At 45.9% G+C, this 26,751-nt stretch carries 27 protein-coding genes; 9 read left to right on the top strand and 18 right to left on the bottom strand.

All coding sequences use genetic code 11. The features are described from left to right. Positions 1-14: 14 nt before the first annotated feature. Positions 15-710 (bottom strand): response regulator, encoded by a 696-nt coding sequence (locus KNQ12_RS06085; protein ID WP_023469298.1) that lies wholly within the window; start codon positions 708-710, stop codon positions 15-17. After that, positions 707-1,879 carry a sensor histidine kinase gene (locus tag KNQ12_RS06090; RefSeq protein WP_023469299.1) on the bottom strand — a complete coding sequence of 391 codons (1,173 nt, stop codon included), beginning with the start codon at positions 1,877-1,879 and terminating at the stop codon, positions 707-709. Before KNQ12_RS06090 ends, KNQ12_RS06085 begins: the two co-directional genes overlap by 4 nt. A gap of 97 nt (positions 1,880-1,976) precedes the next feature. Here KNQ12_RS06090 and KNQ12_RS06095 point away from each other — a divergent pair, with 97 nt between their 5' ends. From KNQ12_RS06095 to KNQ12_RS06105, 3 genes are all read left to right on the top strand, one after another. After that, entirely contained in the window at positions 1,977-2,618 is a 642-nt protein-coding gene (locus tag KNQ12_RS06095) for a YigZ family protein (protein WP_023469300.1), read from the top strand. A gap of 67 nt (positions 2,619-2,685) precedes the next feature. Next, a complete protein-coding gene (locus KNQ12_RS06100) occupies positions 2,686-3,717 on the top strand; it encodes an LCP family protein (protein ID WP_023469301.1) in 1,032 nt (343 codons plus the stop codon). Beyond that, a complete protein-coding gene (locus KNQ12_RS06105) occupies positions 3,692-4,108 on the top strand; it encodes a GNAT family N-acetyltransferase (protein WP_214746805.1) in 417 nt (138 codons plus the stop codon). The genes KNQ12_RS06100 and KNQ12_RS06105 overlap by 26 nt, the downstream gene beginning before the upstream one ends. Positions 4,109-4,168: 60 nt before the next feature. On the opposite strand, the gene chrA is transcribed toward KNQ12_RS06105, so the two are convergent. From chrA to KNQ12_RS06135, 6 genes are all read right to left on the bottom strand, one after another. Then, positions 4,169-5,320 (bottom strand): chromate efflux transporter, encoded by a 1,152-nt coding sequence (chrA, locus tag KNQ12_RS06110; protein WP_214746808.1) that lies wholly within the window; start codon positions 5,318-5,320, stop codon positions 4,169-4,171. 52 nt (positions 5,321-5,372) lie between these two features. Beyond that, entirely contained in the window at positions 5,373-6,395 is a 1,023-nt protein-coding gene (locus KNQ12_RS06115; protein WP_251055712.1) for a DUF418 domain-containing protein, read from the bottom strand. Between the two features lie 138 nt (positions 6,396-6,533). Continuing rightward, on the bottom strand, positions 6,534-7,577 hold the full coding sequence (locus KNQ12_RS06120; protein WP_214746814.1) for a glycosyltransferase family 4 protein: 1,044 nt from the start codon (positions 7,575-7,577) through the stop codon (positions 6,534-6,536). An 85-nt stretch (positions 7,578-7,662) separates the two neighbouring features. Then, positions 7,663-8,472: an SLAP domain-containing protein gene (locus KNQ12_RS06125; protein WP_214746817.1), complete on the bottom strand. Its 810-nt coding sequence runs from the start codon at positions 8,470-8,472 to the stop codon at positions 7,663-7,665. Then, positions 8,465-10,840 carry an accessory Sec system translocase SecA2 gene (secA2, locus tag KNQ12_RS06130; RefSeq protein ID WP_214746820.1) on the bottom strand — a complete coding sequence of 792 codons (2,376 nt, stop codon included), beginning with the start codon at positions 10,838-10,840 and terminating at the stop codon, positions 8,465-8,467. The genes KNQ12_RS06125 and secA2 overlap by 8 nt, the downstream gene beginning before the upstream one ends. A 212-nt stretch (positions 10,841-11,052) precedes the next feature. After that, positions 11,053-11,421 (bottom strand): Rok-like winged helix domain-containing protein, encoded by a 369-nt coding sequence (locus KNQ12_RS06135; RefSeq protein ID WP_235147597.1) that lies wholly within the window; start codon positions 11,419-11,421, stop codon positions 11,053-11,055. Positions 11,422-11,755: 334 nt separating this feature from the next. Between KNQ12_RS06135 and KNQ12_RS06140 the strand changes: the two genes are divergently transcribed. After that, positions 11,756-13,282, top strand: coding sequence for an N-acetylmuramoyl-L-alanine amidase (locus tag KNQ12_RS06140; RefSeq protein WP_041255198.1), 1,527 nt, complete (start codon positions 11,756-11,758; stop codon positions 13,280-13,282). A 147-nt stretch (positions 13,283-13,429) separates the two neighbouring features. Here KNQ12_RS06140 and pgmB read toward each other — a convergent pair whose 3' ends face one another. The 3 genes from pgmB to KNQ12_RS06155 form a co-directional block, all read right to left on the bottom strand. Beyond that, the gene (pgmB, locus tag KNQ12_RS06145) at positions 13,430-14,092 is read right to left on the bottom strand and encodes a beta-phosphoglucomutase (protein WP_023469308.1); all 663 of its coding nucleotides are present in this window, start codon (positions 14,090-14,092) and stop codon (positions 13,430-13,432) included. 183 nt (positions 14,093-14,275) lie between these two features. Beyond that, positions 14,276-14,608, bottom strand: coding sequence for an Asp23/Gls24 family envelope stress response protein (locus tag KNQ12_RS06150; RefSeq protein WP_035396186.1), 333 nt, complete (start codon positions 14,606-14,608; stop codon positions 14,276-14,278). 57 nt (positions 14,609-14,665) lie between these two features. Beyond that, positions 14,666-15,727: an acyltransferase family protein gene (locus KNQ12_RS06155; protein ID WP_214746823.1), complete on the bottom strand. Its 1,062-nt coding sequence runs from the start codon at positions 15,725-15,727 to the stop codon at positions 14,666-14,668. Positions 15,728-15,769: 42 nt separating this feature from the next. On the opposite strand from KNQ12_RS06155, the gene KNQ12_RS06160 reads away from it, so the two are divergent. After that, complete coding sequence (locus KNQ12_RS06160) at positions 15,770-16,510, top strand: SGNH/GDSL hydrolase family protein (protein WP_023469311.1); 741 nt, start codon at positions 15,770-15,772, stop codon at positions 16,508-16,510. Positions 16,511-16,854: 344 nt separating this feature from the next. Beyond that, positions 16,855-17,322, top strand: coding sequence for a hypothetical protein (locus KNQ12_RS06165; protein WP_214746825.1), 468 nt, complete (start codon positions 16,855-16,857; stop codon positions 17,320-17,322). 64 nt (positions 17,323-17,386) lie between these two features. On the opposite strand, the gene KNQ12_RS06170 is transcribed toward KNQ12_RS06165, so the two are convergent. Both KNQ12_RS06170 and KNQ12_RS06175 read right to left on the bottom strand, forming a co-directional pair. After that, the gene (locus KNQ12_RS06170) at positions 17,387-17,980 is read right to left on the bottom strand and encodes an alpha/beta hydrolase (protein WP_023469314.1); all 594 of its coding nucleotides are present in this window, start codon (positions 17,978-17,980) and stop codon (positions 17,387-17,389) included. Beyond that, positions 17,977-18,915 carry a VOC family protein gene (locus KNQ12_RS06175; protein WP_214746827.1) on the bottom strand — a complete coding sequence of 313 codons (939 nt, stop codon included), beginning with the start codon at positions 18,913-18,915 and terminating at the stop codon, positions 17,977-17,979. The genes KNQ12_RS06170 and KNQ12_RS06175 overlap by 4 nt, the downstream gene beginning before the upstream one ends. A 177-nt stretch (positions 18,916-19,092) precedes the next feature. Between KNQ12_RS06175 and KNQ12_RS06180 the strand changes: the two genes are divergently transcribed. The 3 genes from KNQ12_RS06180 to KNQ12_RS06190 all read left to right on the top strand — a co-directional run bounded on the left by KNQ12_RS06180 (position 19,093) and on the right by KNQ12_RS06190 (position 21,679). Beyond that, the gene (locus KNQ12_RS06180) at positions 19,093-19,986 is read left to right on the top strand and encodes an ABC transporter ATP-binding protein (RefSeq protein WP_214746829.1); all 894 of its coding nucleotides are present in this window, start codon (positions 19,093-19,095) and stop codon (positions 19,984-19,986) included. Then, a complete protein-coding gene (locus KNQ12_RS06185) occupies positions 19,976-21,175 on the top strand; it encodes an ABC transporter permease (protein ID WP_023469317.1) in 1,200 nt (399 codons plus the stop codon). Before KNQ12_RS06180 ends, KNQ12_RS06185 begins: the two co-directional genes overlap by 11 nt. A gap of 66 nt (positions 21,176-21,241) precedes the next feature. Continuing rightward, a complete protein-coding gene (locus KNQ12_RS06190; protein ID WP_023469318.1) occupies positions 21,242-21,679 on the top strand; it encodes a hypothetical protein in 438 nt (145 codons plus the stop codon). Between the two features lie 46 nt (positions 21,680-21,725). Here KNQ12_RS06190 and KNQ12_RS06195 read toward each other — a convergent pair whose 3' ends face one another. From KNQ12_RS06195 to KNQ12_RS06215, 5 genes are read right to left on the bottom strand one after another with little or no spacing between them, the layout of a single operon-like run. Beyond that, on the bottom strand, positions 21,726-22,355 hold the full coding sequence (locus tag KNQ12_RS06195) for a helix-turn-helix domain-containing protein (protein ID WP_214746831.1): 630 nt from the start codon (positions 22,353-22,355) through the stop codon (positions 21,726-21,728). 30 nt (positions 22,356-22,385) lie between these two features. Then, positions 22,386-24,317: an ABC transporter permease gene (locus KNQ12_RS06200; RefSeq protein ID WP_214746833.1), complete on the bottom strand. Its 1,932-nt coding sequence runs from the start codon at positions 24,315-24,317 to the stop codon at positions 22,386-22,388. Next, complete coding sequence (locus tag KNQ12_RS06205; protein WP_023469321.1) at positions 24,283-25,047, bottom strand: ABC transporter ATP-binding protein; 765 nt, start codon at positions 25,045-25,047, stop codon at positions 24,283-24,285. The genes KNQ12_RS06200 and KNQ12_RS06205 overlap by 35 nt, the downstream gene beginning before the upstream one ends. After that, on the bottom strand, positions 25,040-26,032 hold the full coding sequence (locus KNQ12_RS06210; RefSeq protein WP_214746836.1) for a sensor histidine kinase: 993 nt from the start codon (positions 26,030-26,032) through the stop codon (positions 25,040-25,042). Before KNQ12_RS06210 ends, KNQ12_RS06205 begins: the two co-directional genes overlap by 8 nt. Beyond that, positions 26,029-26,715: a response regulator transcription factor gene (locus KNQ12_RS06215; protein ID WP_047393119.1), complete on the bottom strand. Its 687-nt coding sequence runs from the start codon at positions 26,713-26,715 to the stop codon at positions 26,029-26,031. Before KNQ12_RS06215 ends, KNQ12_RS06210 begins: the two co-directional genes overlap by 4 nt. Positions 26,716-26,751: the final 36 nt, after the last annotated feature.

The raw sequence follows: 26,751 nt of genomic DNA on the forward strand, positions 1-26,751 counted from the left end.
GTCTTCCTATCCGTTCATACGACGACGACCCATCCACGGCGAATCGCTTCGACGACCGCACCGGTGCGGTCTGGAACGTTCATTTTCCGAAGAATCGAAGATACGTGGTTTTTAACTGTCTTTTCACTGATATATAATGTATCGCTAATCGCACGGTTCGAGAATCCATCTGCCAGTAGCTGCAAAACTTCACATTCACGCCGTGTCAATACGTGCAGTGGTGCTTCAGCCACCTGACGTTCAACGGGTTGTGACGCCATCGTTTGTTTCATCTTCATGAGACGTCTGTATTCCTGAAGTAGATTTGGTGTCACTTTCGGGTGTACATATCCACCTTCACGATAGACGGAACGAATCGCGTTGACGAGTTCATCCGTCGCCATCTCCTTCAATAAATATCCGACGGCTCCCGCTCCTAAGGCGTGCATGACATATGTCTCATCATCATGGATCGATAAGATGATGACCCGAACTTCCGGGTGTACTTCCATTAAACGTTTCGTTGCATCGACACCGTTGACTTGTGGCATATTGATATCCATCAATACGATGTCTGGTTGGTGTGCTTCGACGAGAGGAATGACATCTACGCCGCTCTCTCCTTCCGCTACGACTACGAACTCTTCCTCGAAGTCAAGAATTCGTTTTACTCCCTCACGGAATAACTGATGATCGTCAATGATGACTACTTTCACTTGCTCGTTGTTCACAGTGTTTCCCCTCTCGCTTCGGATTCCTCGATCGGAATCTTTACCTTGATGACCGTCCCGCCCCCAGGGTACGTTTCGACCTCGAATTCTCCATCGATCAATTCAATGCGTTCACGCATCCCGATCAATCCAAACGACTCGTCATGTGAGTCGACGATCGAGTCGAAGTCGAATCCGACTCCGTTATCCTTTACGTGAATGCGAATGGAATGTTGATATTGTTCTATGATAATACGAATGTCCTTTGCATTGGAATGCTTCACGGCATTTTGGACAGCTTCTTGAACGATCCGGAAGACCGCGACCTCATAGGTGGAGTCGATCCGTTCGCCACCACCTAGGTATTTAAATTGAATCTCAATATTCGAAATTTCTTGCATATGTCGTAAATACCGCTCAAGCGTCGGGACGAAACCAAGATCGTCCAACGTCATTGGACGGAGATCATAAATAATGCGACGAATGTCCGCTAATCCGTCTCGAATCAAGACACGAAGACGATGAATTTCCTCAAAAGCAGCTTCTGCTCCATTGTGTTGATGAATTTTTTCAATCAGATCCGCCCGAATTAATACGTGCGCCAATGTCTGCGCTGGACCATCATGCATTTCGCGAGATAACCGCCGTCGTTCGTTTTCAGCAGATTGAAAAACTTTTAAGCCCATTTCCTGTTTTTGCATCGCTTTTTCGTACTTCTCATTCATGACTTGCATATCGTCCGTCAAAAAATTCAAGACAACGGATACACGTCCAATCAGCATATCCGCTCGTTCGATTGTTTCGTCTAACTGAATGAGACGACGTTCCAACTCATCACGCCGCTTCCGGCAATTCATCTCATCCCGTTGATTGATGAACGACTCCAGTTGTAGTGAGTTCGCTGTTTCATAGGCTTTTCGAACATCTTGCTCCGAATAGTTTTCGAAATTTTTGCTGACGATGACTAGTCGTGTTTTGGCATCCTTAATATGACGTTCTAGCCGCTCTGCTTCTTTTATATAATCATGGACACGAACTTTCAAGTCGCGCAATTCTTGCTGGATTTCAGCATATTGCTCTCTCGAATCCTCCGTGATCCGAACGATTTCTTCGCGACTTTCCTCTACGACACCAATGATGTTTTGTACGATATCATTCAACGACAGTCGCTCCTTCATTTCATGCGTCATCGTGACTCCCTCCGGTCCTTACCACTCAAATGGTTGTCTCTCTCTCTGAACGTCGTTATGCTAGAAAGAACTAGTCAACGAGGAGGACATTAATAGTATGACATTATCTCATTATTATACAGTAAAAGAAAACGGTTTCCACGAAATCATTATTCAAAAGTCTCGATTCATTACATATATTTCTCGCATTTCTTCCGAAACAGAGGCACAAGACTTCATTGCGCAGATTAAAAAGAAGCATCATGATGCAAATCATAACTGTTCTGCGTATGTCATCGGGGAACAAAATCAAATCCAAAAAGCGAGTGATGATGGTGAACCTAGCGGAACAGCAGGCGTCCCGATGCTTGAAGTACTGAAAAAAAGAGATTTACGCGATACCGTTGTTGTGGTCACGCGTTATTTTGGCGGCATTAAACTTGGTGGCGGTGGATTAATTCGTGCCTATGGCTCAAGCGTCTCGGAAGCATTGAATGCAATCGGCGTCGTTGAACGGATTCAGCATCAAGTGGTAGAAGTGCACATTGACTATACGTGGCTTGGAAAAATTGAGAATGAACTTCGATCAAGCATTCATCCGATTGATCAGATTCATTATTTGGATCAAGTTCAAGTCGATGTCTTAGTCAAAACGGCAGATGTTCCTACCTTTATTGAATGGATGACAGATCTGACGAATGCGCAAGCCCACTTCCAAGAAGGTGCTTTTCGCTACCTCGAACGTGACATTCTTTCCTGACCTGCTATACTGATTGTAAAGATTCCGAAAGTTTTTTAATAATTCTGTTAAGTAAGGAGTACTTGAAATGGATGAACCGATACGATCACGGTCAAAGAAAAAAAAGAAGCGTTCTTGGTTCAAGCGTCTTGTTTTTTTATTTTTGATCATTTTAGTAACTGGCGGTGCAGCATTCGCTTACGTCGCCAACAAGACTCTTCAAACGGCTAATGAGACAAAAGTCGACTTAGCACGTGGAGACAAGTCAGAAAAACGTGAAGCGGCAGTCGACTTGACGAAGGACCATTTCTCCGTCTTGCTTGTCGGAACGGATGAACGTCCCGGAGACACATCCTCTCGCGCTGATACGATGATCATCGCCACATTCAATAAAACAGATCAAACCGTAGACATGGTCAGCATCCCTCGAGATTCTCTCGTCCAAATCCCTTCTGTCGGATATGAAGATAAAATCAACCATTCGTATGCTTATGGAGGAATTGATTCAACGATTGAGACAGTCGAAACGTTGTTTGATATTCCTGTAGACTATTACGCCTCCATCAACTTTAATGGTGTCGTTGCTATCGTCGATGCGCTTGGCGGTATTGATGTCGACGTCAAACTACCGATCGACACACTCGACTCTTCCGATAAACGAAACAGTATCAAACTCGAACCTGGTCAGCAGACACTCAATGGGGAAGAAGCGTTGGCCTACGCCAGAATGCGTTATGAAGACCCTGAGGGTGATATCGGACGTACAAAACGCCAGCAACAAATCGTACAAGCGATTATCGAACAGTCGACTTCCTTCGGTTCGATCACGAAACTCAATGACTTGATGGATGCTACAGGCGATAACTTCAAAACGAATATGTCACTAACGGAAGCCTTCCAGCTACAACCGTTCGTCAAATCACTCGGATCCATTAATCGTATTGATTTAACGGGATCAGATACGAAAATCAATGGCGTCTATTACTATCAAATCGATCCCCTTTCACTTGCCGAAGCTAAAACAACATTAAAAGAACAGCTCAATTTACCTGCTGATGACGCTACTGACATGACGACATCAGAAGAGGCGACGGATGATACGACGACTACGATCAACTGATCATACAGCTTTGCTAGAACTTCAACGTCTTGCTTATCGAATCGAAGCGCGTCTACTGGAAACAGTAGACTTTCCACCTTTATCGGAAACGATCGATGACATCGAAGCGGAGCAACCGAACGGGTTCGTTTATCTCTTGCATGATAGCGTAGTCGGTGCGATCACATATGTTGATGGAACGATCACGCGCCTCGTTGTGAATCCGGAATATTTTCGCCAAGGCATCGCCCAATCCTTACTGCACCACCTGCTTCAGCATGATCACGTGAAGCATGTCATGACAGGTGCGCGTAATCTTCCTGCCCTTACGCTCTACGCTCGTTTTGGCTTTACGGAAGTCCAACGTGAGTGGCGCCACGATATCGAACTTGTCTTTTTGACTCGAATTTAAAGCTTCATTAAGCGAAAACAAAGAAGCAGCAGACGCCTGTCTGCTGCTTCTTTGTGCGTTTTAAAAGAATAGGAGTCCGAGAACGGCTCCAATCAACACGATTCGTAACGGCGACTGTTTATAAAAACGAAGTAAACAGAACAAACCGAAGGCAATCAAGAAGTCAAGACCACTCTTGATGCTTGACGTAAAGATTGGATCATAAAGGGCAGCAAGTAAAATACCAACGACTGCAGCATTGACGCCGATCAAGATCCGACCGACCGATTGATTCTTCCGAATACGATCCCAGTACGGTAAAACACCGATGACGAGTAGGAATCCTGGTAGGAAGATCGCGAGCGTCGCAAGAATTCCTCCAGAAACACCAGAAACGATCGTACCGAGATACGTCGCGAACGTAAAGAGTGGTCCCGGTACCGCCTGTGCAGCGGCGTAACCAGCAAGGAACGTATCCGTGTTCATCAATCCAGGTACGAGTGTCTGCTCAAGGAATGGCAAGACGACATGTCCGCCACCAAAGACGAGGGCACCGGCACTGTACATGATACTCGTCAGTTGGACGGTTCCCGTCGCAGATTGCGCGAGAAACGGTGTGACGGCAAGTAAGACGAAGAATAAGACGAGTGCCGTGATGCTAAGTAGGCGTGGTACGCGAATCGACAAGGACCCACCCGTCTCCGTCTCTTCTTTAAACCAGAAGAACGCAAGAAGACCTGCGAGCAACAAGACACCGACTTGTGCCAGTGGATGTGCGATCAAGAGTACGCCTGCTAGCGCCAGTAGCATCAACGTCATCCGTTTGACGCCTGTCGCAAGTTTCATTCCCATGCCAAGGACGGCGTCAGCAACGATTGCGACAGCGACGAGTTTCAAGCCATGAATGAATCCGGCTTCTGTGACATCGAACTGTGTCGCAAGAATCGCGAACAGAATCAAGGCGATACTCGACGGTAACGTAAAACCGATAAAGGAAATGATCGCCCCTGCTACCCCTCCACGAATCAAACCGATTCCCATTCCGACCTGACTCGAAGCGGGACCGGGAAGGAATTGACAGAGCGCAACTAAGTCAGCATAGGCTTTCTCATCAATCCATTTTTTCCGTTTGACATATTCCTCATAAAAATATCCGAGATGGGCGACCGGACCGCCGAATGATGTCAATCCGAGCTTAAATGATACAAGAAAGATTTCAATTAAACGATGCATGTTTCACCTCCATCCTTCATTCTACAAAAAAGATGTTAAGTTCTTGCGAACTTCAACGGTTTTTCTTTCCATAAGTCCCTTTTCGCCACAATTTCTCCATGGGACCTTGTGGATGAGACTGGAGATATCTGTTTGAAGCAACACCTTGTGCGATCAAAAGCAGGAAAACGAGTAACAGTCCTTGCCATAACGGTGTCGTTCCATGTTGTCCACTGAAGAAGACGAACACGGTAAAGACGACTGTATGCATCAAATAATTCGTCAATGCCATCCGTCCCAGTCCAGCAAACCATTGCATGCGTCCAGCACGAACGAGTAGCGCAACGGCACAAGCATAGGTGATCGCAAGCGTGCGTCCTGAGAGCCAGACGTAAAATAGATTGATGGATCCGTCTGGTACGTCAGCATGCGCCTGTATGATTCCTGCAAATGATGGAAGTGTCAGGAGTAAACTAATTCCAAGCGTCCACCACAGGAAACGATTCGTCGGTGGCGCTGCGCTGAAGCGTTCCATCAAATAGGCTCCGATCAAGAACAGGGATAAAATTTCTGGCCAAATGACACCAGAATTCATGAGGGCTTCCGGTAATTGAAATGTCGCGTGATGTGATAAAAATCCGAGGAGATCGCGCGATGCGACGAACGACTGAAGTGTCTTATCCAGCTCGACGACGGGAGTGTCGCCCAATTGACGAGCCCCAAAGAAAATAAGCAGATAGAGCAAAAGGGCATAGATTTGAAATGCTATCGCAAACAAGAGCTTCGTGATCGGCTTTGTTTTTATAAATAACAATAAGATAAAACCGGTCAACGCATACGTATGTAAAATATCTCCCTGCCAAATACATAAGTGTAGTAGTCCAATGACGAGAAGAATCCCGAGACGTCGTGCAAAAATTGTCTTCGGTAATCCTTTTTGCTGCAAACGCTGGATGAACAGATAAAAACCTGCTCCAAACAAGACACTAAACAGCGTATAGAATTTTGTCTGGATGAAGAGGTCAAACACCAAACGAATCGCTTGATCGACGTCTCCCATCATCGCATTCGGTCGATCGCCAAGAAAACTTGGCATGTTGACAAATAGAATGCCACATAAAGCAAATCCCCTCAAAATATCCAAGTACTGAATGCGTTCATTTTTATTTATTTCTTGCATTTTCTCATCTCCCTTAAAAAAAGACCGCACATTGAGATGAGCGATCTTTTTAAATCATTTCGTTGTAAGACGTTCTAATAGTTTGAGAATCGGTCGATATTTATCCCCTAACAAACCCAATGATTCGACTAAAATATCTAGTACGATCAATAAGATAACGAGAGAAATAAAAGCACCGAGCGAATTCGTTTGCGAAAAGAGGATTGCCGTCATTCCGAACACACCACAAAGTCCATAAATCACTAAAACGGCTTGTCTCATCGTAAATCCTAAATCGAGTAAGCGGTGATGCAAGTGCTCTTTATCGGGTGCGAACGGCGGTCTCCCTTGTAACATACGACGCACGATAGCGAACAGCGTGTCTGAAATCGGAATCCCGAGCAAAATGACTGGTACAGCAAGTGAGAATAAAGTTACATTTTTGAATCCAAGTAGGGAAAGTACGGCCAGCATATATCCAAGATACAGCGAACCCGTGTCTCCCATGAAAATTTTTGCCGGATAAAAATTATGAAACAGAAAACCGAGCGTACTCATAAGCAAGAGGATCGCAACGATCGTCACGTAGACGTTCCCTTGAATCACAGCTAAACTAATTAGCGTCAACAAGACGATACTCGATACGCCAGCAGCTAGTCCGTCTAAACCATCAATCAAATTGACGGCATTCGTGATACCGATGACCCACAGGAAGGTCAATGGCACACTCCACCACCCGAGATACAGCTGTTGATCAAACGGCAAATTGATGAAATCGATTCGAATCCCACCATTTAAAACAATGACTGCCGCTACGATTTGTCCCATTAACTTCAGCCTAGCATTCAGTTGAAAACGATCATCTAACATACCGGTCATGATGATCACGAAACTACCGACTAATATATGAGTCGCATATGGACTCGATGGTTGTAAGATAAAGTATCCGATCATGAATGAGATATAAATCGCAAGCCCACCTAGACGTGGCATGATTCGAACATGTACTTTTCGTGCATCCGGACTATCCACCGCGCCCACTGCAATGGCAAAACGTTTGACAACGGGGGTAATCAGCAATGCAGCGATGAAACAGACAATGGACGCTGTCCATAACATAATAACATCACGCTCCTGCGCGAATTATACCACATTCTTCTTCCAAAAATCGTTCGTTCCCATTCTGTAAACAAAAAGCATAGGCTTATGCTTGTGCGACTCGGAATTGCAACACGTCTTGGTCTTGCCACTCCGTCACGTCTAAGACGACTTTGATTGCAAGGGTCGTTTTAGCTTCGATTGGGGACGTTAACGCTACCTGCAATGTCTGCAAGATTTGTTCCCCGTTCATAAGTTGTAACGGAAGCGTTCCGAGTTGAATCGCCTGTTCATATCCGTTTCGAATCAAAAACAATCCTGTCATCCTATTTTCGTTCTTCTCGTTCCAAACATTCATGACATTGACTTCTTCATTCTTCAACGTCGGGGTTGAATAGAATGTCTGACGTACACGTCGCGCTTCAGTATCAAGGAAGTCCGGTGGAATCTCGAGATCATGCGTCTCTTCTAAACTAAATAAGAGACGAATCTTTTCCGGGAAATATTCTTCTTCCGTTAAGAAAAGTTCTTCCTCGGAAAAATCAAGCCAACATGGCATACTACTCATCGGTACGAACTCCGGAATATCTTCCGTCGTCAAAACCTTTCTGCCAATCAGACGATTGGCATCGTCTAACACGAGTAATGGAAGACCATCTACATGAAAACTATTTTCTAATGTATTTCGAAACAACGCGACGATTGAAATCGGCGAGGATGATAGGTCCACTTGCAGCGCTTCGACGGACAGTTGATTTAACTCCAAGTCTGGCAATTGATTAGCATGGTAACGGAAAAGATATTCATCTTCTTTCTCGATCAACATATCTTCTGTAAAAATCAATCGAGGCTTATACAGTCCTGTATTTTCTGGTGTCTCTGCTTCTAAAATGATTTGTTTTCTGCGATTAAACATCTAACTCCATCTCCTCGATTTCTTCATCTAGCATGATATATTCGGACAATCGTTGTAAGACATAGGCAACGGGATACTCGATTTCAGCAATCGTGTAGTTGAAGATTTCAAAGCCTTCCTTTTCGTACATCCGAACAGGCTGTTCTTGACCGTAACTCCGAAGATGAATGCCTTCTTTTAGCGTATTCATCGTCGTCAAATGTTCCGTCCAGTGCTCTTCGATCGATGCCAATAGCTGATCTCGGATCAGCTCGTCTACTCCAGGATTCTTTAGTTCCTCTATCCATTTTTCACGACGAGCGGAAACAATGTTCACATAATACGCTTTGACCTCTTCCGGCTGTTCTAAATCATCTGGAAGTGGTACTTCGTCGTTTAGTAATTCGTCCATCGCGAACTGGAACTCTTCCTTTGGCCACTCTTCCGGTACGAGTTCTGCAGATAGATAACGATCCACGATACGTTCGACCGTCCGTTCGACCATTGGTAGTACCATATCTTGAATGTCTTCTGCATCTAGTACTTGGTTACGGATCGCATAGATGACAAGACGGTGCTGATGAAGGACGTCATCGAGTTTAACAAGTTCCTCTCGAATCGAATAACCTGTCCCCTCGCATGTTTCTTGCGCATAGCTCAATAACGCTTGTGCTTCTTTTAACGTAACCGGTTCATGCTGACTCGTCTTCATTTTTTTCAAGACTTTCTCGAGTCGATCCTTTGCAAAACGCCGGACGAGGTCATCTTCGAGTGACACGATGAATTGACTTTTACCTGGATCTCCTTGACGTCCTGAACGTCCTCTTAGCTGGTTATCAATCCGAACCGACTCATGACGCTCGGTACCGATGACAAACAACCCACCTGCTTCTTTCGCAATCTCATCCAACGTAATATCTGTCCCTCGGCCTGCCATGTTCGTCGCAATCGTGATGCGTCCGTGTTGCCCGGCTTCACGAATGATGTCAGTTTCTTGGTCGACCGTCTTTGCATTCAGGATTTGATACGGTAACTGATGTGTATCTAAAGCTTCAGCTACAGCAAATGATTGTTCGATGGACGTCGTTCCGATCAATACGGGTTGCCGTCTTGCATGTGCTTCCTTCGTCGCACGCGCCACAGCTTCATATTTCTCCTCTTTCGTCGCGTAAATGATGTCAGAAGCATCTTCACGGAGTTTCGGGCGATTGGTCGGGACTTGTACGACATCCATTCCGTATGTCTTTAGAAGCTCTTGTCGTGAAGTTTGTGCCGTACCTGTCATGCCTGAAACGAGCTCATACATCCGGAAATAATGTTGGATCGTAACTTGGGCCGTCGTTTTATTTTCTTCCGTAATGTCAATGCCTTCTTTTGCTTCAATGGCTTGATGGAGCCCATCCGACAAACTTCGTCCTTCCATGATGCGTCCTGTAAATAAATCAACCAACTCGATTTTCCCATCTTTTACGATGTAATCAACGTCTCGTTTCATGACGATGTGAGCACGCAAGGCTTGAACCATGTAATGATAAAGTACTTGATGCTCAGCTGCGAAAAGATTATCGATGGCGAAGTTCTCTTCGATGATCGAAATTCCTTTATCCGTAAGCGAAACTGCTTTGATCTCTTCGTCGTATTCGTATGCATCCGCAGGAAACTTTGATACGATCAGCTTCGCGACGGTTTGTAATCCTTCATGCACCGAACCCTTACCTGCCATGATGAGTGGTGTTTTCGCTTCGTCGATTAAAATACTATCGACTTCATCGATGATGGCAAAGTGATGTTTTCGTTGTACACGGTCTTCCTTCCGATTGACGAGATGATCGCGCAAGTAGTCGAAGCCAAATTCTGTACCGACTCCATATGTAATATCTGCGCCATAGGCAGCACGTTTCTCATCAGGTGACAGATCGGTAACATTTAGTCCTACTGTTAAACCAAGAAAACGGTGAATTTCTCCGATCTGATCCACGTCTCGTCGTGCCAAGTAGTCATTGACGGTGATGACATGAACCCCTTTACCACTTAAGGCTTTTGTAAAACTCGGTAACGACGCGACTAATGTTTTTCCTTCCCCCGTCGCCATTTCTGCGATATGACCGTCTAGTAACGCAAGACCACCAATCAATTGAACATCGTAATGACGCATGCCTAACGTACGAACACTTGCCTCTCGGACAAGAGCAAATGCCTCCGTCTTCAGTTGATCAATCGTCTCACCGGCTTCGATGCGTTCTTTTAGGTGGATTGTTTGATTTTTTAATTCATCATCCGTCATCGCTTGATAACGACTTTCTAACGCATTGATTTCTTTTACGATTTTCATATAGTTCTTCAGTCGCTTAGACTGTTCGTTGAATGTATTTTTTACGAGTTGAAGCACTGTTTTTCTCCTCTCCCCACGTCCACGTGACGTCAGGTCCGACAATTTTTTCATCTACGTATCCATTATATCAGTTAAAAAATGGAACAGAAGAGATAAAAACCATTTTTAAGAAAATCATTTACTTATTTTAAAAATAAATCTTTATTTTGGAATTCATTCAACAAAAAAAACGCCTTTCTTTAAAAAAGAAACGACGTTTTTTGAAAAAACTACATAAAAATCGGAACTTCTGCCGATGAATCATATGTATAGATTCCACGACCCACTTTTTGAATCGCCGGGTTTGCCTGTTCAACTTTCGCCATAAGCTGATAAATGTTACTGATTTGGTGACGATAACGAAGTTCGAGTTCCATCTGAATATCTCGTGCTGACATCGACTCGCGTTCGCGCATCAAATCACTGATTTGGTGTACGTAAACTTCCAGTGGATATCGCTGATTCACTCTTCGTTGTTTCAATGGACGCTCTAGTGCAACAGAAACTTCCTGTGCATGATCTTGATTCGTTCGACTTAATTCAGCTACTAAGTACTCTGCTCTTCGTTGAAGACGGCGATATTCTTCTTCGATTTCCATCAGCTCTCTGTAAATATGTTCATTCGGATCCATACTTTTTACCTTCTTTCTTGTATTGATGACACAATAATATTTCAATTATGTTTCAATTGCATGTTTTTTGAAAAAATATTACCATTTATTTACCTTTTTGTTATATGATTTCTATGTTATTTTAATTTTTTTGTAATATTGGCAATTTTTTATCTGTTGCTGATTTCCATTTTTATCTTAACAGAAAGGAGCGAACCTAGAACATAAAATTATTGTTTTTAATATATAATTTTAAATCTTTCTTCATTTTGTCATTTTTATATCCTGTTTTACAATACTAAATTTAAAAGGAGAGCACACTATGCCTACTAAAACTTCCGTCTTGATCGCAAGTATTGCTTCGGCCGTACTTTTCACGGTAGCCGCCCCAACACCCGAGGCATCTGCTGCTTCTATCACGAAAGCTACTTATCAAACAACAGATGCATTGAATCTTCGCGCTTCTGCTACTACTTCCTCTAAAAAATTGTTGACGATCCCTAAAGGAAAATCAGTCGTTTCTTCGTATAAAACAGGGAACTGGTACAAAGTCTCTTACAGTTCTAAGACGGGTTATGTCTCGGGAAGTTACTTGAAGAAGAAAGCGGCCGTTAAAGCTAGTACTGTCGGTACATCCTTTACGAAGACGAACTACACGACGACGGATTCGTTGAGCCTTCGTAAGTCTGATTCTGCTGCTTCGACTAAATTATTGACGATTCCTAAAGGAACAACACTTTCCTCTTCTTACAAGAAGGGAAGCTGGTATAAAGTATCTTACAAATCAAAAACCGGTTATGTTGCTGGTTCTTACTTGAAAAAGAAAGCGGTCGTCACAGCAAGTGCTACCGGTACGACATTCGCGAAAACGAACTACATTACGTTGGACGCTTTGAATTTACGTACATCGAATTCTGCTACCTCAGCTAAACTACTAACGATTCCTAAAGGAAAGATCGTTACCTCTTCGTATCGGAAGGATAACTGGTACCAAGTGTCTTACGGTAGTAAAAAAGGCTATGTCTCAGGAAGTTACTTGAAGAAAACGACGTCTTCTTCTGCTTCTTTACCACCTGTCGGATCTGCAGCTGATTATTCAGGTACGACGATGTATGTTCTCGTTCCTTTTAATGATTCATTGACATTACGGTCTGGTGCAAGTTCGATCAGCCCTTCTATCGGTACACTGCCACGTGGTTCCGTTGTTACGGTAACGAATGCTTTACATAAGACAAAAGGATTCGTCGCTGTCAAAACATCTGATGGACGTTATGGATATGTCGAAGCGACGTATCTCTCGCTCTTCCAGCCTTCTATGTCTGCTCGTCCACTCGTCGTCTTAGATCCTGGGCATGGTGGACATGATGTTGGTGCCGCACGATACGGTATTTATGAACGTGATATCGTCATGTCAGTCGCTAAACTCGTAGCCGAGCGCCTATCTAAAACAGTCGATGTGAAGTTGACACGTTATACGAATGATTACTATCCTTCGTTAACAGATCGTAGCGTCATCTCGAACGCCCATAAGACAAACATCTTCGTCAGTATCCATATTAATGCTGCATCTTCAACAAGTGCTTATGGCGCTGAAAACTTCTATTACAGAGGTAATGCATCTGTTGCTCTATCACGAAATCTCCAAAACAATCTTGTTAACTCGATTGGATTACGTGATCGTGGTATTAAATTCGGGAACCTCGCTGTTCTTCGCGGTACGAATGCACCCGCTACATTAACGGAACTTGGTTTCCTATCCAATGCTAATGACCGGGCGAAACTTGTTTCTCCTTCTTATCAGCAACGCTATGCTGATGCAGTAGCAAACGCGATTCTTTCTTCCCTCTAACCAAAAAATAACGCTCAGCCGAATCATACGGCTGAGCGTTATTTTTTTGAAAAAGAAGAGATTCAGGGAAATCACTTCTTTTTCTGACACATAAAAGAAAAGAGAGGTTGATTGCGATTCAATCATCAGGGAATGAATGAATCTCAGTTAGCGACTAGCGAGGATTTGCTCAAGGGAAAGCAAATCTGTCGAATCGACACGATAGTCTGCCTCATGGAGCGCCGACTCCGGTCCTACGCCGACGGCATACATACCGGCAGCGTGGATGGCAGTGATGCCCGCTGTCGCATCTTCTACACCGATGCAACGGCTTGGTTCGACGTCGAGCGCTTCCGCAGCACGGAGAAACACTTCAGGGTGTGGTTTCGATTGTGCAACAGTTGCAGCATCTACGATGTCATCGAAGTAATGTCGAACCTTTAATGCCTCGACGACCATCAGCGCATTTTTAGAAGCGGACGCCATCCCGATTTTCAGCCCAGCGTTTCGGATTTCATCAAGGAATGCAGTGATTCCAGGAAGAAGATCCTGTTCAGAGATGTGCTGGATCAATGTGACATAGTGTTCGTTCTTCTTCGCAGCGAGTGCTAGCTTCTCGTCTTCCGAAAAAGCATCCTGTTTTCCACCAAGCGCAAGGATACGCTCGAGTGAATCCATCCGGCTGACACCTTTTAATGTCTCATTGAATTCCCGGTCGAACGGGATATCCAAATCCTCTCCTAATTGTTTCCACGCTAAGTAGTGATACTCTGCTGTATCCGTGATTACGCCGTCTAAATCAAAAATGACCGCTTCGATCGTTGGTGCCATCCGACATCCATCCTTTCATACATCGTCCATGAAAGGCAAGAAATCGAATGACACGTTGTGCAAACGATTGCACTTGCCTCACAAACAATTTTACTAATTCTCTCATCTCTTTGCAAGCGTTATCAAATGTTTTACTTAAAAAGAAAAACACCTTGCGATTTCAGCAAAGTGTTTTTCGTCCTGTTATCCTTTTAAGAGACCAATCACTCGGACGTTGATTGCTTTCGGTTGGAACGCGAGCATGTTCTCCATGTCTTGCGCAATCCGTTCCTGCACTTTCCCCGCCGTCTTGATGATCGACATTCCGTACTTGATATGAACAGACAAACTGATCGTAATCTCGCCGCCGACATCCTCGACCTTCACGAGTTTAACCATCTGTTTCTCTTGCAGTTTTGAATCATCTGCTGTGAAGGCGATCCCTTCCGTTTCTTGAACGGCTACGCCTGCGATGACCTCGATGACTTGTTGCGAGACGTTCACGACACCGTCTGCGTTATTTAAATTATATGACATTCCTTCCACGCCCTTCGTCTTGTAATCCATCTATCTTAAAGTGTAAAGCATTCCGTCTTATTTTGAAAGGTCTTCCCGTTTCTCGACGATTGGACGAATATCAATCTCAATCAAAGGACGGAGAACACGAACGACGAGCGGGTGTATGATGATACCGAGGATCAGCAAGGCAACGCCAATCATGATCAGTAACGCTAGCCACGGTTGCGGTACGAATGCTTCCGTCACATACTGGCGCCACGCCATGACGAAAAAGACGTGAAGCAAATAGACATAGAGGCTGAGTTCCCCCGCCCGTGTGATGAGCGGAAGGCGACGCATCGGAATCAACATCATGAAACCAAGGGAAGCCGCAATTGACAAGAAATAAATGACACTATGTTTGATGACACCTAACCAGGCATCGCTATCGTATTGATCAACATAAGGGAAACGATGCTTGAAGGCATTCGCGAAATCAACGATCTCTTGTGGTGTGTCACGCCACGCTTCAAATAACAAAAAGCCCATGACGGCCACAAATGTGATCCCACCGATTAAGCGGACGTTCATCCGTCGTTTAAAGTTTTTCGGCATTTCAAAGATCCGGATGAATTCGTGTTCTGATAAATAGTTTCCGAGTAAGAAGTACGGATAGAACATGATCAACTTACGAAGTGCTAAGAAGCCTGTATTCTCAAGCTCAAAACCATATAATAGAGCGAACGCGAGACCGAACCAGACGTAGCCGCGTAAATGGACGACATAAGGCGTCACGATATACCAGACGACCATGACGAATAAATACCAAAGTGCCCAGTATGGCCGTAATAGATGCGTTCCAATGTTTTCTCCTGAGAAAATCGGGTTTCCTTCCCCGAGTGTCGCCCAAGATCCGATCAAGATCTGCCAGACACAATACACCGCGAAAAGCTGGATGACACGTAAATACTTGTTTTCGCGGAAGAAATAACCGCTTAAAATAATGAATAATGGCATATGAAACGAATAAATCAATAGATAGACCGTTTCGAGTAATTTTCCATCATAATCAAACCGTAAATCTGTCAGCATGTGACCGATGACGACGAAAATGACAAGAAAACCTTTAATATTATCAAACCACGGATTCCGATTCATGTTACACTACCCCTTATACTCCCTCGAAAGGAACGAATGTTTATGAAAAAGACACTCCTGATTCTATCCATCGTCTTGAACGTCGTTCTCCTTGCATTGTTACTGGGACGTAAACCGCTCGAACTGTTCGAAAGCGTCTTACCTGCAACGAGTACGACTCCAGTCACGACATTCCAATACGATAAGAATCCGAACTATGTCCGTTTGAATAGTCTATTCCATACTTATCAATACCCAAAATCAGCGAACGCTGTCATGTTAGGTGACTCGATGACAAATTTTGCCGATTGGCGCATCTTGATGGATGATCCGACAATTATTAATTTCGGGATTCCTGGCGATACGACAGAAGGCTTTTTGACTCGTCTCGACCTGATTCTCGAGATGAAACCAAAACGCGTCTTCCTGATGGGTGGTATCAATGATATCCGTCACTATACGCCGATTCCACAAATTACCGAGAACATGACGACGATCGTGACGACACTTCGAAAAAATAACATTGACGTCGTCGTTCAGTCAACCGTTCCTGTGGCACCGAAGTATTCAGACTCCGTCCGAATCAACCGTGATGTCGAAGCGTTGAACCGGAATTTACAAAATCTCGCTCAATCGCTTAAGGTTCCATTCGTCGACTTACGACCTGTCTTGACGAATAAACAAGGATATCTTCAGAATCGCTTGACGTATGATGGATTACATCTCGTCGGTGGCGGTTATCTACGCTGGAGCGATGCCCTGAAACCTTATGCATTGCAAGCAGATATAACAGCAAACAAATAATCGATGGCACATCAAAAAAACGGCTCATCCCGATGATCAGGATGAGCCGTTTTTCGATTCTTAATCTTCTTGGTTCTTGACACCCATGTACGCTGCGACACTCGATGCTGAGAAAACCGCAACGGCAACGATACCGACAGCAATCCAAATCACTTGATCCATCATTTCTTTATATCCCCCTTTATGTAACCGCTCACTTCTACATTTAGCGTACACGAATTTCGTCAAGAAAGAAACACATTTTCCATGTCTAATGACTAGACGATTCGGGAAAAAGTAACTATAGTAAAAGGACAACTACAAATTGTCAGAAAATTCGATTATTTAACAAGGAGGTGTTTCTGATGGCCACTTCATTGCTTACGCCGAAAGTGACGTTACGACATCGAAGTACTCTCAACTTTGGATATTGGCTTGTCATCGGATGCATAGGATGGGGGATGCTTGCCCTCGTCACGAATGTTGGTACCGTTATTAGTCGTCTTCCTTTATATGAAAGCATTCCCCTCGCCATCCTTGTACTTGGCCTCACAGGTATCGTACTAAAAATGGCGCGTGACGAGTGGTGGATTCGTTATCTCGAACGTCAGACCCAGTATTACATCGGACACGAGACCGTGACCGGTTGGTGTACGACGATTGATAGCATGTGGCTGATCCGTAAGACGATGCGCCGTGAACTTCGCTTGCTATACCGACAACTTGCCAAGACGAAAGCATCGGAAGAAGTGAAGCAGACGCTCGCCCTCCAGCTCGTCGAACGTGGTGTGCTCATCGTCTATTCTCGACCAAAAAGTGATCATCCTGCTTGAAACGAAAAGAGGACTGCCCCATCATCTTCTATGAAAGAAGAAGATGGGACAGCCCTTTTTTTTACTATTTCAGCCAATCCGTTGCTGCTTCAATCGTTGGCATGACGAGTTGGTGACCATAATTCGACCACGTGACGTCGACTGATGCACCAGCTTGTTTCAAGAGTGCTGATAACTCTTCCGTTTCCTGAGCCGGACAGATCGGATCATTACTACCTGCACCGATGAAGACGCGCACGTCCGATAGGTCAGGTAACGTCACACCACGACGTGGTACCATCGGATGCAACAGAATCGCTTGTTTGAACAAAGCTTCTTCGAACAACATGTTCGCCGCGATGTTCGCCCCGTTCGAGTATCCGACCGGAATCAGACGATCGAGATCAAAACTACGCTCTGCTGCTTGATCACGTAAAAACTGAATTAAACGTGCTGTCCGTAAAGCGAGGTCTTCTTCATCGAAGATGCCTTCCGCGAGTCGTTTGAAGAATCGTGGCATCCCGTTTTCCGAGACTTCTCCGCGGACGGACAAGTAGCCCGCTTCCGAATCGAGCAACGAGACGAGTCCGACGAGATCTTGTTCCGTTCCACCTGTGCCATGTAAGAATAAAAAGATCGGTGCGTCTGCTGTTTTTGGTGCTTGGTATAAATGAATCATACGAGTCTCCCCTTCGGTACAGTAATAGGTGTTACATGATTTGTGATCGCCGTGCGATGTGCTTCGAATTGTTCCGGCAACTTCAAGTCTTCTCCGAGCATCTCAAACTCTTCATCGATTGCGAATCCTGGATTGTCGGTCGCAATTTCATGGAGGATCCGACCGCGGTCATGGAAATAGATTGATGTGAAGTAATTGCGGTCCTTCACTTCAGTCGTCAGCAAACCGAACGCGTTGATGGCGTTCATCCAGTCGAGTTGTTCCTTTTGATCCGTTGCCCGCCACGCGATATGGTGAACCGTTCCCGTTCCCGGACGACCGACTGGCATTTGACCATGAACGACGTCAACGACATTCCCGAACTCGCCTTCTGCGATATATCGGTCAACGGTTTCCGTCCGTTTGCTAAGTGTCAGCCCGAATGTGTCTGTCAGTAATTTTGCTGTGTCTGATGGATCCCGCGACAGTAACGTCGCTCCGGCGAATCCTTTGATCGCAACCTCACGCGTGATGCCATCGATTTCATAGCGACTGTCTGATCCCGCCTCGCGTTCGACGAGTTCAATTTGGAGACCATGTGGATCTTCGAAGGCGATCTGCTGCTCTCCGAAACGAACCGTTTCTACAAACGAGACGTTTTTTTCTGCCAGCCGCGCTTTCCAAAAATCTGCTGCACCGACCGGAATCGCGTACGCTGTCGTTCCGACTTGTCCGGCACCGACTTTCCCTTTTGCCATGCCTTTAAACGGAAAGAACGTGATGATCGTTCCCGGTGCTCCGGATTCGTTTCCAAAATAGAAGTGGTATGTTCCTGGATCATCAAAGTTGACCGTTTTTTTGACGAATCGTAGTCCGAGAATGGTTCCGTAAAAATCGAGATTTTCTTGTGGATCGCCGACCATTGCTGAGATATGATGGATACCTTGCGTTTTCATATGATGCGTTCCTCCTTCAGTCGTATCTATTAACACAATAATAGTAACTAAAGAACAAAAAGTAAACTAATAAGCCTTTCCTCGTTTTTTCTGGAACCTTTATCCAATTTAAATCGTAGGACACTAGGTAACAATGGTACACTTGTCGTGCAACAGACGTCTTTAAAGGAGGTTCATATGTTAGAAATCAAACACATCACGAAGCGTTTCGGCGATTTTACAGCCGTAGATGCTCTGACGATTGAGGTGCCACGCGGGCAAATCTTTGGTTTGCTTGGTGCGAACGGTGCCGGGAAGACGACGACCTTCCGGATGCTGCTCGGTCTACTGCAACCAACTGAAGGCTCAATCACCTGGAACGGAGAGCGCATCCCGACTTCAAAGATCGGATACCTTCCGGAAGAACGAGGTCTGTATCCAAAAATCCGCGTCGACGAACAACTTTTGTTCCTCGCAGAACTCCGCGATATGAAACGGAAGGATGCGAAACGAGCGTTGACGGAATGGCTCGAGTATTTCCAAATTCCGCAGTATGAAAAAATGCGCGTCGAACAACTCTCAAAAGGAAATCAACAAAAGATTCAGTTGATCTCTGCCGTCCTACATAAACCTGAACTGCTGATTTTAGATGAACCATTCAGCGGACTCGACCCGGTCAATGCGGAACAATTAAAACGTGCTGTCAAAAAGTTAACCGTCGACGGAACGACGATCGTCTTCTCAAGTCACCGGATGGATCATGTCGAAGAACTCTGCGAACACGTCGCGATCCTCGATCACGGAAAACCCGTCGTTGCTGGCTATCTCCCTGACATCAAGGCGGGATACGGAAAAACACGTGTCCTCTTGACGACAGATGCCCCGCCACTCCTGTGGGATAGCTTGCCAGGTGTTCTACAAGTCGAGTCAGACAATAATGGACATATCGTCCAAGTCTCTTCAAAAGAAACGGCTGATCAACTTCTTCAACATATCGTCAGCCATGGACACCATGTCGATCGTTTCGTCTGGGATCAGTTATCCCTGCAGGATATCTTCATCGAGGAGGTCGGCAAACGTTATGAACCGTAAATTCCTGACTTTATATCGCTTCAATCTATTACAAAAATTACGTGCTAAAAGCTTTTTGATTTCGACGGTCCTGATGGTCCTGTTCCTTGTCGGCTTTGGCAATATCGAACGGATTCTCGACTGGTTTTCGGGTGACGATCCGAAAGTTGCTCTCGTCAGCGAACTATCGACCGATCTTCGTCCGGCCTTGAAGAAAGCTGGTGTCACTTCAGACATCACGACGAAGGAATATACGGTCGCACAAGCACGAAAGGCCGTCGACCGCGGTACATTCGATGCCGTGGCAATCGTTCAGGATTCGTATGACGTGACACTCGTCAGTGCTAGTCCTGAGTCTGAATTACAGACACAGGTCGCAACGGTCGTCAAACAAGTCCGTGACCAAGCCGTCATCACGGATGCTGAAATCGATCCGAACGTCCTTGCTTCGCTCGCTGAACCTGTTCCTGTCAAACAGGAGTTGACGTCGACGGGTGGAAAAAGTGAGGATGAACTCTTTGCTGCCTCGGCGCTCGTCTATGTGTTGCTGTTCTTGATGTACTTCACGATTGCGATTTACGGTGGGATGATCGTCACGGAAATCGCGAACGAAAAATCATCACGCGTCATGGAGTTACTGATTTCAGCAGCGAGTCCGATTCAACATATGCTGGCGAAGATCCTCTCGATCGCGACGGTCAGTCTCGTACAATTATCGATCCTCGTCGGTGTCGGCTACTACAGTGCTCAAAACAGCAGTTTATTCGATCAGTTATCACTCGATTCCTTGAGTGCTCGGACGATCATTTATCTGTTCGTCTTCTTCCTGCTCGGATACTTCCTGTATGCGACGCTCCTCGCGGCACTCGGTTCACTCGTCAGCCGGGTCGAGGATGCGCAGCAAGTGACGTTACCAGTCATCTTGCTGATCGTCGCAGCTTTCATGATTTCGATGTTTAGTCTGAATGCACCGACGAACCAAGCTGTCGTCGTCCTGTCGTTCGTGCCGTTCTTTACACCGATGGTCATGTTCCTGCGCGTCATGTTGACCGATGTACCGCTATGGCAAGTGTCGATTTCGCTCATCTTGATGCTGATCAGCATCTCGCTTGCCTTATTCGTCGGAACGAAATTCTACCGGGGTGGTGTTCTGTTCTATGGATCGAATCCACTCAAACAGTTGCGCCGGATCTTAAGCGGTCGCCGGTAACAGTTTACAAGACGAATCGTTTCCGCTATCGTTAGGTGAGAAAAAGCCTTTAGGAGGAACTACGTTATGCGGTCTCGTTTTTGGGCAGCGATTCTTTTCACAGCTGCTGCCATGGTCTCGTCACTTGTCATGTTCACGAAATTTCCGCAGGCGAGTGCGACATGGGAACTCGTCCTTGCTTACGGTGGGATGACGTTCGTCGCCAGTCTATTTTGCTGGTCCTTCGTTGCGGTTCGCCGTCAGTCTTCTCGCTTATACGGAAGCTGGGTTGGTGTCTTCATCGCTGGATTGACGGTTTTACTTGTCTGTATCGCACGCTTCGTCTTGCGTGGTGATTTGATGATGATTTTCAAATGGCAAGCGATGCTCGGTAGCTTAACCCTCAATTTCGGCTATGTCGGTTGGGTACTCGTCATCGCGAATGCAATCATTGGATTCATCATCGGTCGGACACGTATTAAGAATCCACGTTTACGTCAGATGTCACAAAACAATACACGTTAAAAAAAGTCGCTGTCTTCTGAACGTCAATCAGAAGACAGCGACTTTTTTATTTTCGATGATAACGTGAACGGCTTTTCCAGTCACTATAATCCGCGTAATATGTCGAACGAGCTAACGATACACCATCTGTCATTCGGTCGAGATACTCGTCGAGTTGCATCATGGCTGGAAGTTTATCCTCAAATAGTTCAAACGTCTCTTCTGCTTGATCGCGTCGTAACTCTCCTGCTTCCATCACAGCATCGACCAGTTCATGAAAGATGCGTTGCTCGGTTGCGCTCATCGTCTGCTCGATCCGTTTGACATCTTCGTCGTACATCAGGTCAAACAGGCGCATTCGCTCTTCAAGCTGCTCTTCGACCCATGTCCCGTCTTGTCCGAGCGTCTGCTCATAAGCAAGTTTCATCTCTTCAAGTGGCGTCTTCTGTTGCATGATGAACTTCAATGATTCTCCTGTCCAGATGTGACGAGCCAAGTAACTCGCATCGATGTTCAAAGCGTCAGCCAGTGCCTCGATGTACGCTTTTGTTGGATAGACTTCGCTAAGTTCCGTTCGACGAATGAAGTACGGTGCGACACCGAGTCGTTCTGCCAGCTGTTCGATCGTAATCCCGGCACGCTCTCGTAAAATACGAATCCGGTCACCGTAACCTCGATATGGTGAATGGTCTAGCATACGTTTCCCTCCCTTGTTCCTATGGTATCATCATACCCTTGAATTTGGTGTTGGATACATCGAACTTTCAGATGATTTCCGGAACAGATGGCGCGGGTACCGTAGCCAAATCGGTAAGACACTTAAGAAGTATCCAACGGTGACGATACTGATCCAAAACACAGTGAGATTAAGAAAAGGTTTCATCTCCAGTCCCGCCTGTGTCACGACGACTTGGAACAACAAAAAGGCATGAAAAACGGAAATCAGATACGGAATGAGTAAGACCGCACCATATTTCATAAGCAAGTAGCGACGGATGTTTCCGGATCCAAATCCGAGCGCAAACAATGTCTTCATCCGTTTTTGTTCCTGTTCCGCCGTCATCTGCATCCATACATGCAGGAAACTCGCATTGATGACGAACAACCAGATCGTCAGAAGGATGACGACGAACGTGACGAGTCGTACGATCCGGATTCCGTCGATCTCATCTTCCGTCTCATTGATCAACTGATAGGGAACCGGTTGCTTCTCATCCAGCTTGGCTGCGGATTGAATATTGCGAACGATCTTCATCCACTGCTTCCAGTCCCTCGTTCCATAATCATGATACGCCGGCGTATCGAAGACGACGATTTGCCGAACAGGTTTTTTAAGTGTCGGGAAGACAGCATCGCTGACGACGAATATCGTCTCGATCTGATAGTTATAGCCAAACACTAAATCATGGGAAGACGGCGAGAGCAGCTTAAACCCTTCTCGTTTCATCGCCTGTTCTGCCTTCTTCATCGTTGGTGTATTCTCTTCGAGTTGCACCGGTCGCGCGGGTACGAAGAAACTCTGTCGACCGGTCGCCTTCCGCTCCTCAAGGTGCAATTGACGCATCATCTTGTTGTAGGCAGAAATCGGTAAAAAGATACGCTTCCCTTCTGCCTTCACTTCAATATCTTGCTGATAGCGATCCGGAAATGCGTCCGTCATCGTCTGTTTAATATCCTTCAATCGCTTCGTCGGCTGAGCGGATTCTTCATAATAGACGAGACCAAATTGATTTTGGGACGAGAGATCGAGTCCGATCAATTGAAACAAGAAGACAAGTCCGACTGCCGTCAGCGCACATGACGTCAAGATCGTCCCGAGGGCAATCAGCGTACTATTCGTTCGTAACTGATTGGCGATCTCCGAAACGATCAGTTTCCGAAGAGACAACCGACATGGACGATATAGCTGGATCAACCACGGTAAGATATAGCGGCAAATGAAAAAGGAACCGATGAAGATGACAAGCGGGAATAACATATAAAATCCATACATTCGAACGAACGCAAGGACATATCCGTAAATCAAGAGCAATAAAGCGAGGACTTGTGTCAGAATCCAAACTCTTCTTCGAAAAAGTGAACGGGAACGGACCGGTCGATCCGGACGAAAACGGTAAATCGCCAGAACGGTCGCGATCAGTAAAACAAGGAAGGCGCCACCAATCAAGGCAAGAATCGCATAAAACGACAGCTCAAACTCGATCGGTGGCAAGAACATGATTTTGACGACAGAAAGTAACAGCATCTTCGTCAAGACATTTCCAAGTATCATCCCTGCCGTGATCGCTAATCCGCCAACGATCAGAACCTCAATCAAAAAATACTTCAAGAAGTGCGATAATCCACTACCGAGCGTCCGCATCGTCCGGAGATCGTTCTTCCGGTGCTCAAGCATCGTGTATGTCGTCGAATAGATGAACAGGATACTAAAAAATAGGATGATCAGTTCTGCGATGAAGACGAACAAGATCGTCATCTCGATGACTTGGTTCAATTGGCTGAGTATCTTGGCGACGTTTTGAAACGATCCGTTCGTCAGCAAGTTCCAGTAACTCGTCACGATCGTCATCGCGATGATGATCGTCAAGGCATACCCATAGTACAACCGCTGGTAGCGCCGGATATTACGTAGGGCGTATTGCAGATAATTGATGCTCATCCCCTCCTAACAACGATAACGACTCAATGACACGTTGAAAGAAGATCCGTCGTGGCTCATCACGGAATAACTCGGTTTGCACGCTACCGTCCTTTAAAAACAAGACATGATTACAATACGAAGCGACTTGCGGATCATGCGTCACGATGACCATCGTCATCCCCGTCGCGTTCAGTTCTGCTAATACATCCATGACATGTTTTGTCGCTTGAAAATCAAGCGCTCCGGTCGGTTCGTCCGCAAGTATCAGACGCGGCGTATGAATCAAGGCGCGACCGATCGCTGTTCGCTGCCGTTGTCCACCACTTACTTCGTCCACCTGCTTATCGAGCAAATCATCAATCTGAAGGCGACGAGCCAACTGCTCCATCTCTTCACGCGCCAGTTTTGCTTTTTTCCCAGACAACATCAATGGAACGAGCATGTTCTCACCGAGCGTCAAGGAGTCGAGTAAGTTGAATTCCTGAAAGATGATCCCAAGTGTCTCGCGTCGGAAGCGTGTCATCTCTTTTCGCTTAAACGTCGCTGTATCGACGCCATCAATCAGAATCGATCCCCAACTTGGCTCGTCGAGTGTCGCAAGCAAGTTGATCAGGGTCGATTTGCCACTACCGGACGGTCCCATGACTGCGACCATCTCGCCTTCTTCAACTCGGAAGTTCACATCCGTCAACGGCTGTTCCGTCACCTTTCCGGGATAGACCTTTCCTAATTGTTTCACCTCAATCATGTGCGCGACCTCCTACTAAACGAATCCGACATGTCGTCCCGATGCCTTCCTCGCTCTCAAGTTCAATCTCGTGTCCGAGTTTCATCGAGACCTGCTGGACGAAATACAGTCCCATTCCGGTCGATTCCCCGTAACGTCGTCCATTCTCACCGGTAAAGAACGCATTAAAGACGCGTGGGACATCTCGTCTTGGAATCCCGACGCCGTCGTCTCGAATCGACAAAACGACCTGCCCATTTATCTCCTCCGCCTTCAAGACGACTTCTCTACCATGCCCTGTCGTATATTTAATCGCATTCGTCACAAGCTGTAAGACGAGGAATCGAAACCACTTCGCATCCGTATAGACGTACATATCCTCCGCGATATCGAGTTTCGGAAAAACCTGATTTTTGACGAATAGTCGTTTTTCCTGATTAATGATACCGGTAATAAGTGGCTTTAAGGATAACTGCTCTGCCTTCAGATCCGTCTCGATCGCTTCTAGACGTGACGAATAGAGCATCTGGTCGAGTCCACTGCGCAGCCGATCGACCTCTTGGCGCAAATCAGCTTGATAGTGCTCCCCCGGATGTTCGAGAATCAGTTCGATGACGGATAACGGCGTCTTCATTTGATGAATCCACTGGTCGACATACCGATGCCGCTCTTTTTCCTTCCGTCGCTCAGCAAACAGACTGTTTCGAAACAAGGTCTGTTGCCGTTCTAAAAATTGTTCGACAGCGACGGAAATCGGTTCTTCACTATCACTGCGAATCGGTTCTGCGACCGATTGGACCGGCTGTTGCATCCGTCGCAGCAACGGAAGCATGCTGAAGAAACGATAACTGAGATAAATCAAGAGACCGATACTGTTCAAGAGCACGATATAAAAGAAGGCTGCTGGGCGATAAAGATCGTAGAGCCATAAGACGGCATATAAAATCAGCATTTGTCCAGTAAAGAAGATGATACCTGGTATCGCGTTCCGTAAAAAGAGCTTCATGGTTCAAGAACCAGTTTATAACCGACACCTCGCACCGTCTCAAGTCCAGCGACACCGATTTCGGCAAGCCGTTTGCGGACACGCGTGATATTGACGTTCAACGTATTCTCATCGACGAATGCTTCGTCATCCCAAATCCGTTCAAGTAGATCGCCCCGACTGACGATTCGTGGACTTGCCGTCAGCAACATCTCAAGGATCAGTCCCTCTTTTTTTGACAGCTCGATCGACTGTTCCCCGTACTCGACGATATAACGGTCTAAGTACAGCGTGACCCCTTCTTTCGTCACCGTCCGCTCATCCGTCTCGTTTGAAAGCGTGCCATAGGCCCGGCGAATCTGACTTTTAATCTTCGCGATGACGACCGCTCCTTGGAACGGCTTGACGATGTAATCATCCGCTCCGTATTCAAGCGCCATGACTTGATCCATCTCCCCGACCCGTGCTGAGATGAACAGGATGGGTGCCCGTGTCTTCATCCGCAATTGTCGACACCAATAGAAACCGTCAAACTTCGGTAAATTGACATCTAATAGAATGACGTCTGGATTCGTCTCTTCATAGACGGCGACGACATCTCCTCGTCCATCTTCAACGACGACTCTAAAATCATAGCGTTCGAGTAGTTCTTTCAATAATGTGGCAATCTTCATGTCATCTTCGACTAATAAAATCGTATGCATCGTTCCTATCAACTCCTTCTCCCTTTATCATAACGA

The organism is Exiguobacterium sp. s11 (assembly GCF_018619015.1).
Taxonomy (GTDB): Bacteria; Bacillota; Bacilli; order Exiguobacteriales; family Exiguobacteriaceae; genus Exiguobacterium_A; species Exiguobacterium_A indicum.

Coding starts and splice junctions, on each gene's coding strand:
- KNQ12_RS06120 (WP_214746814.1), bottom strand. CDS start 7,577: ATGTTATGGACAGCGTCCATTGTCTGTTTCATCGCTGCATTGCTGATT.
- KNQ12_RS06190 (WP_023469318.1), top strand. CDS start 21,242: ATGCGGTCTCGTTTTTGGGCAGCGATTCTTTTCACAGCTGCTGCCATG.
- KNQ12_RS06200 (WP_214746833.1), bottom strand. CDS start 24,317: ATGAGCATCAATTATCTGCAATACGCCCTACGTAATATCCGGCGCTAC.
- KNQ12_RS06090 (WP_023469299.1), bottom strand. CDS start 1,879: ATGACGCATGAAATGAAGGAGCGACTGTCGTTGAATGATATCGTACAA.
- KNQ12_RS06185 (WP_023469317.1), top strand. CDS start 19,976: ATGAACCGTAAATTCCTGACTTTATATCGCTTCAATCTATTACAAAAA.
- KNQ12_RS06205 (WP_023469321.1), bottom strand. CDS start 25,047: ATGATTGAGGTGAAACAATTAGGAAAGGTCTATCCCGGAAAGGTGACG.
- pgmB (WP_023469308.1), bottom strand. CDS start 14,092: ATGGCACCAACGATCGAAGCGGTCATTTTTGATTTAGACGGCGTAATC.
- KNQ12_RS06095 (WP_023469300.1), top strand. CDS start 1,977: ATGACATTATCTCATTATTATACAGTAAAAGAAAACGGTTTCCACGAA.
- KNQ12_RS06160 (WP_023469311.1), top strand. CDS start 15,770: ATGAAAAAGACACTCCTGATTCTATCCATCGTCTTGAACGTCGTTCTC.
- KNQ12_RS06195 (WP_214746831.1), bottom strand. CDS start 22,355: ATGCTAGACCATTCACCATATCGAGGTTACGGTGACCGGATTCGTATT.
- KNQ12_RS06180 (WP_214746829.1), top strand. CDS start 19,093: ATGTTAGAAATCAAACACATCACGAAGCGTTTCGGCGATTTTACAGCC.
- KNQ12_RS06135 (WP_235147597.1), bottom strand. CDS start 11,421: ATGGAAATCGAAGAAGAATATCGCCGTCTTCAACGAAGAGCAGAGTAC.
- KNQ12_RS06140 (WP_041255198.1), top strand. CDS start 11,756: ATGCCTACTAAAACTTCCGTCTTGATCGCAAGTATTGCTTCGGCCGTA.
- KNQ12_RS06115 (WP_251055712.1), bottom strand. CDS start 6,395: ATGCCAAGTTTTCTTGGCGATCGACCGAATGCGATGATGGGAGACGTC.
- KNQ12_RS06175 (WP_214746827.1), bottom strand. CDS start 18,915: ATGAAAACGCAAGGTATCCATCATATCTCAGCAATGGTCGGCGATCCA.
- KNQ12_RS06165 (WP_214746825.1), top strand. CDS start 16,855: ATGGCCACTTCATTGCTTACGCCGAAAGTGACGTTACGACATCGAAGT.
- KNQ12_RS06100 (WP_023469301.1), top strand. CDS start 2,686: ATGGATGAACCGATACGATCACGGTCAAAGAAAAAAAAGAAGCGTTCT.
- KNQ12_RS06210 (WP_214746836.1), bottom strand. CDS start 26,032: ATGAAGCTCTTTTTACGGAACGCGATACCAGGTATCATCTTCTTTACT.
- KNQ12_RS06150 (WP_035396186.1), bottom strand. CDS start 14,608: ATGTCATATAATTTAAATAACGCAGACGGTGTCGTGAACGTCTCGCAA.
- KNQ12_RS06155 (WP_214746823.1), bottom strand. CDS start 15,727: ATGAATCGGAATCCGTGGTTTGATAATATTAAAGGTTTTCTTGTCATT.
- KNQ12_RS06125 (WP_214746817.1), bottom strand. CDS start 8,472: ATGTTTAATCGCAGAAAACAAATCATTTTAGAAGCAGAGACACCAGAA.
- KNQ12_RS06170 (WP_023469314.1), bottom strand. CDS start 17,980: ATGATTCATTTATACCAAGCACCAAAAACAGCAGACGCACCGATCTTT.
- KNQ12_RS06215 (WP_047393119.1), bottom strand. CDS start 26,715: ATGCATACGATTTTATTAGTCGAAGATGACATGAAGATTGCCACATTA.
- chrA (WP_214746808.1), bottom strand. CDS start 5,320: ATGCATCGTTTAATTGAAATCTTTCTTGTATCATTTAAGCTCGGATTG.
- KNQ12_RS06105 (WP_214746805.1), top strand. CDS start 3,692: ATGATACGACGACTACGATCAACTGATCATACAGCTTTGCTAGAACTT.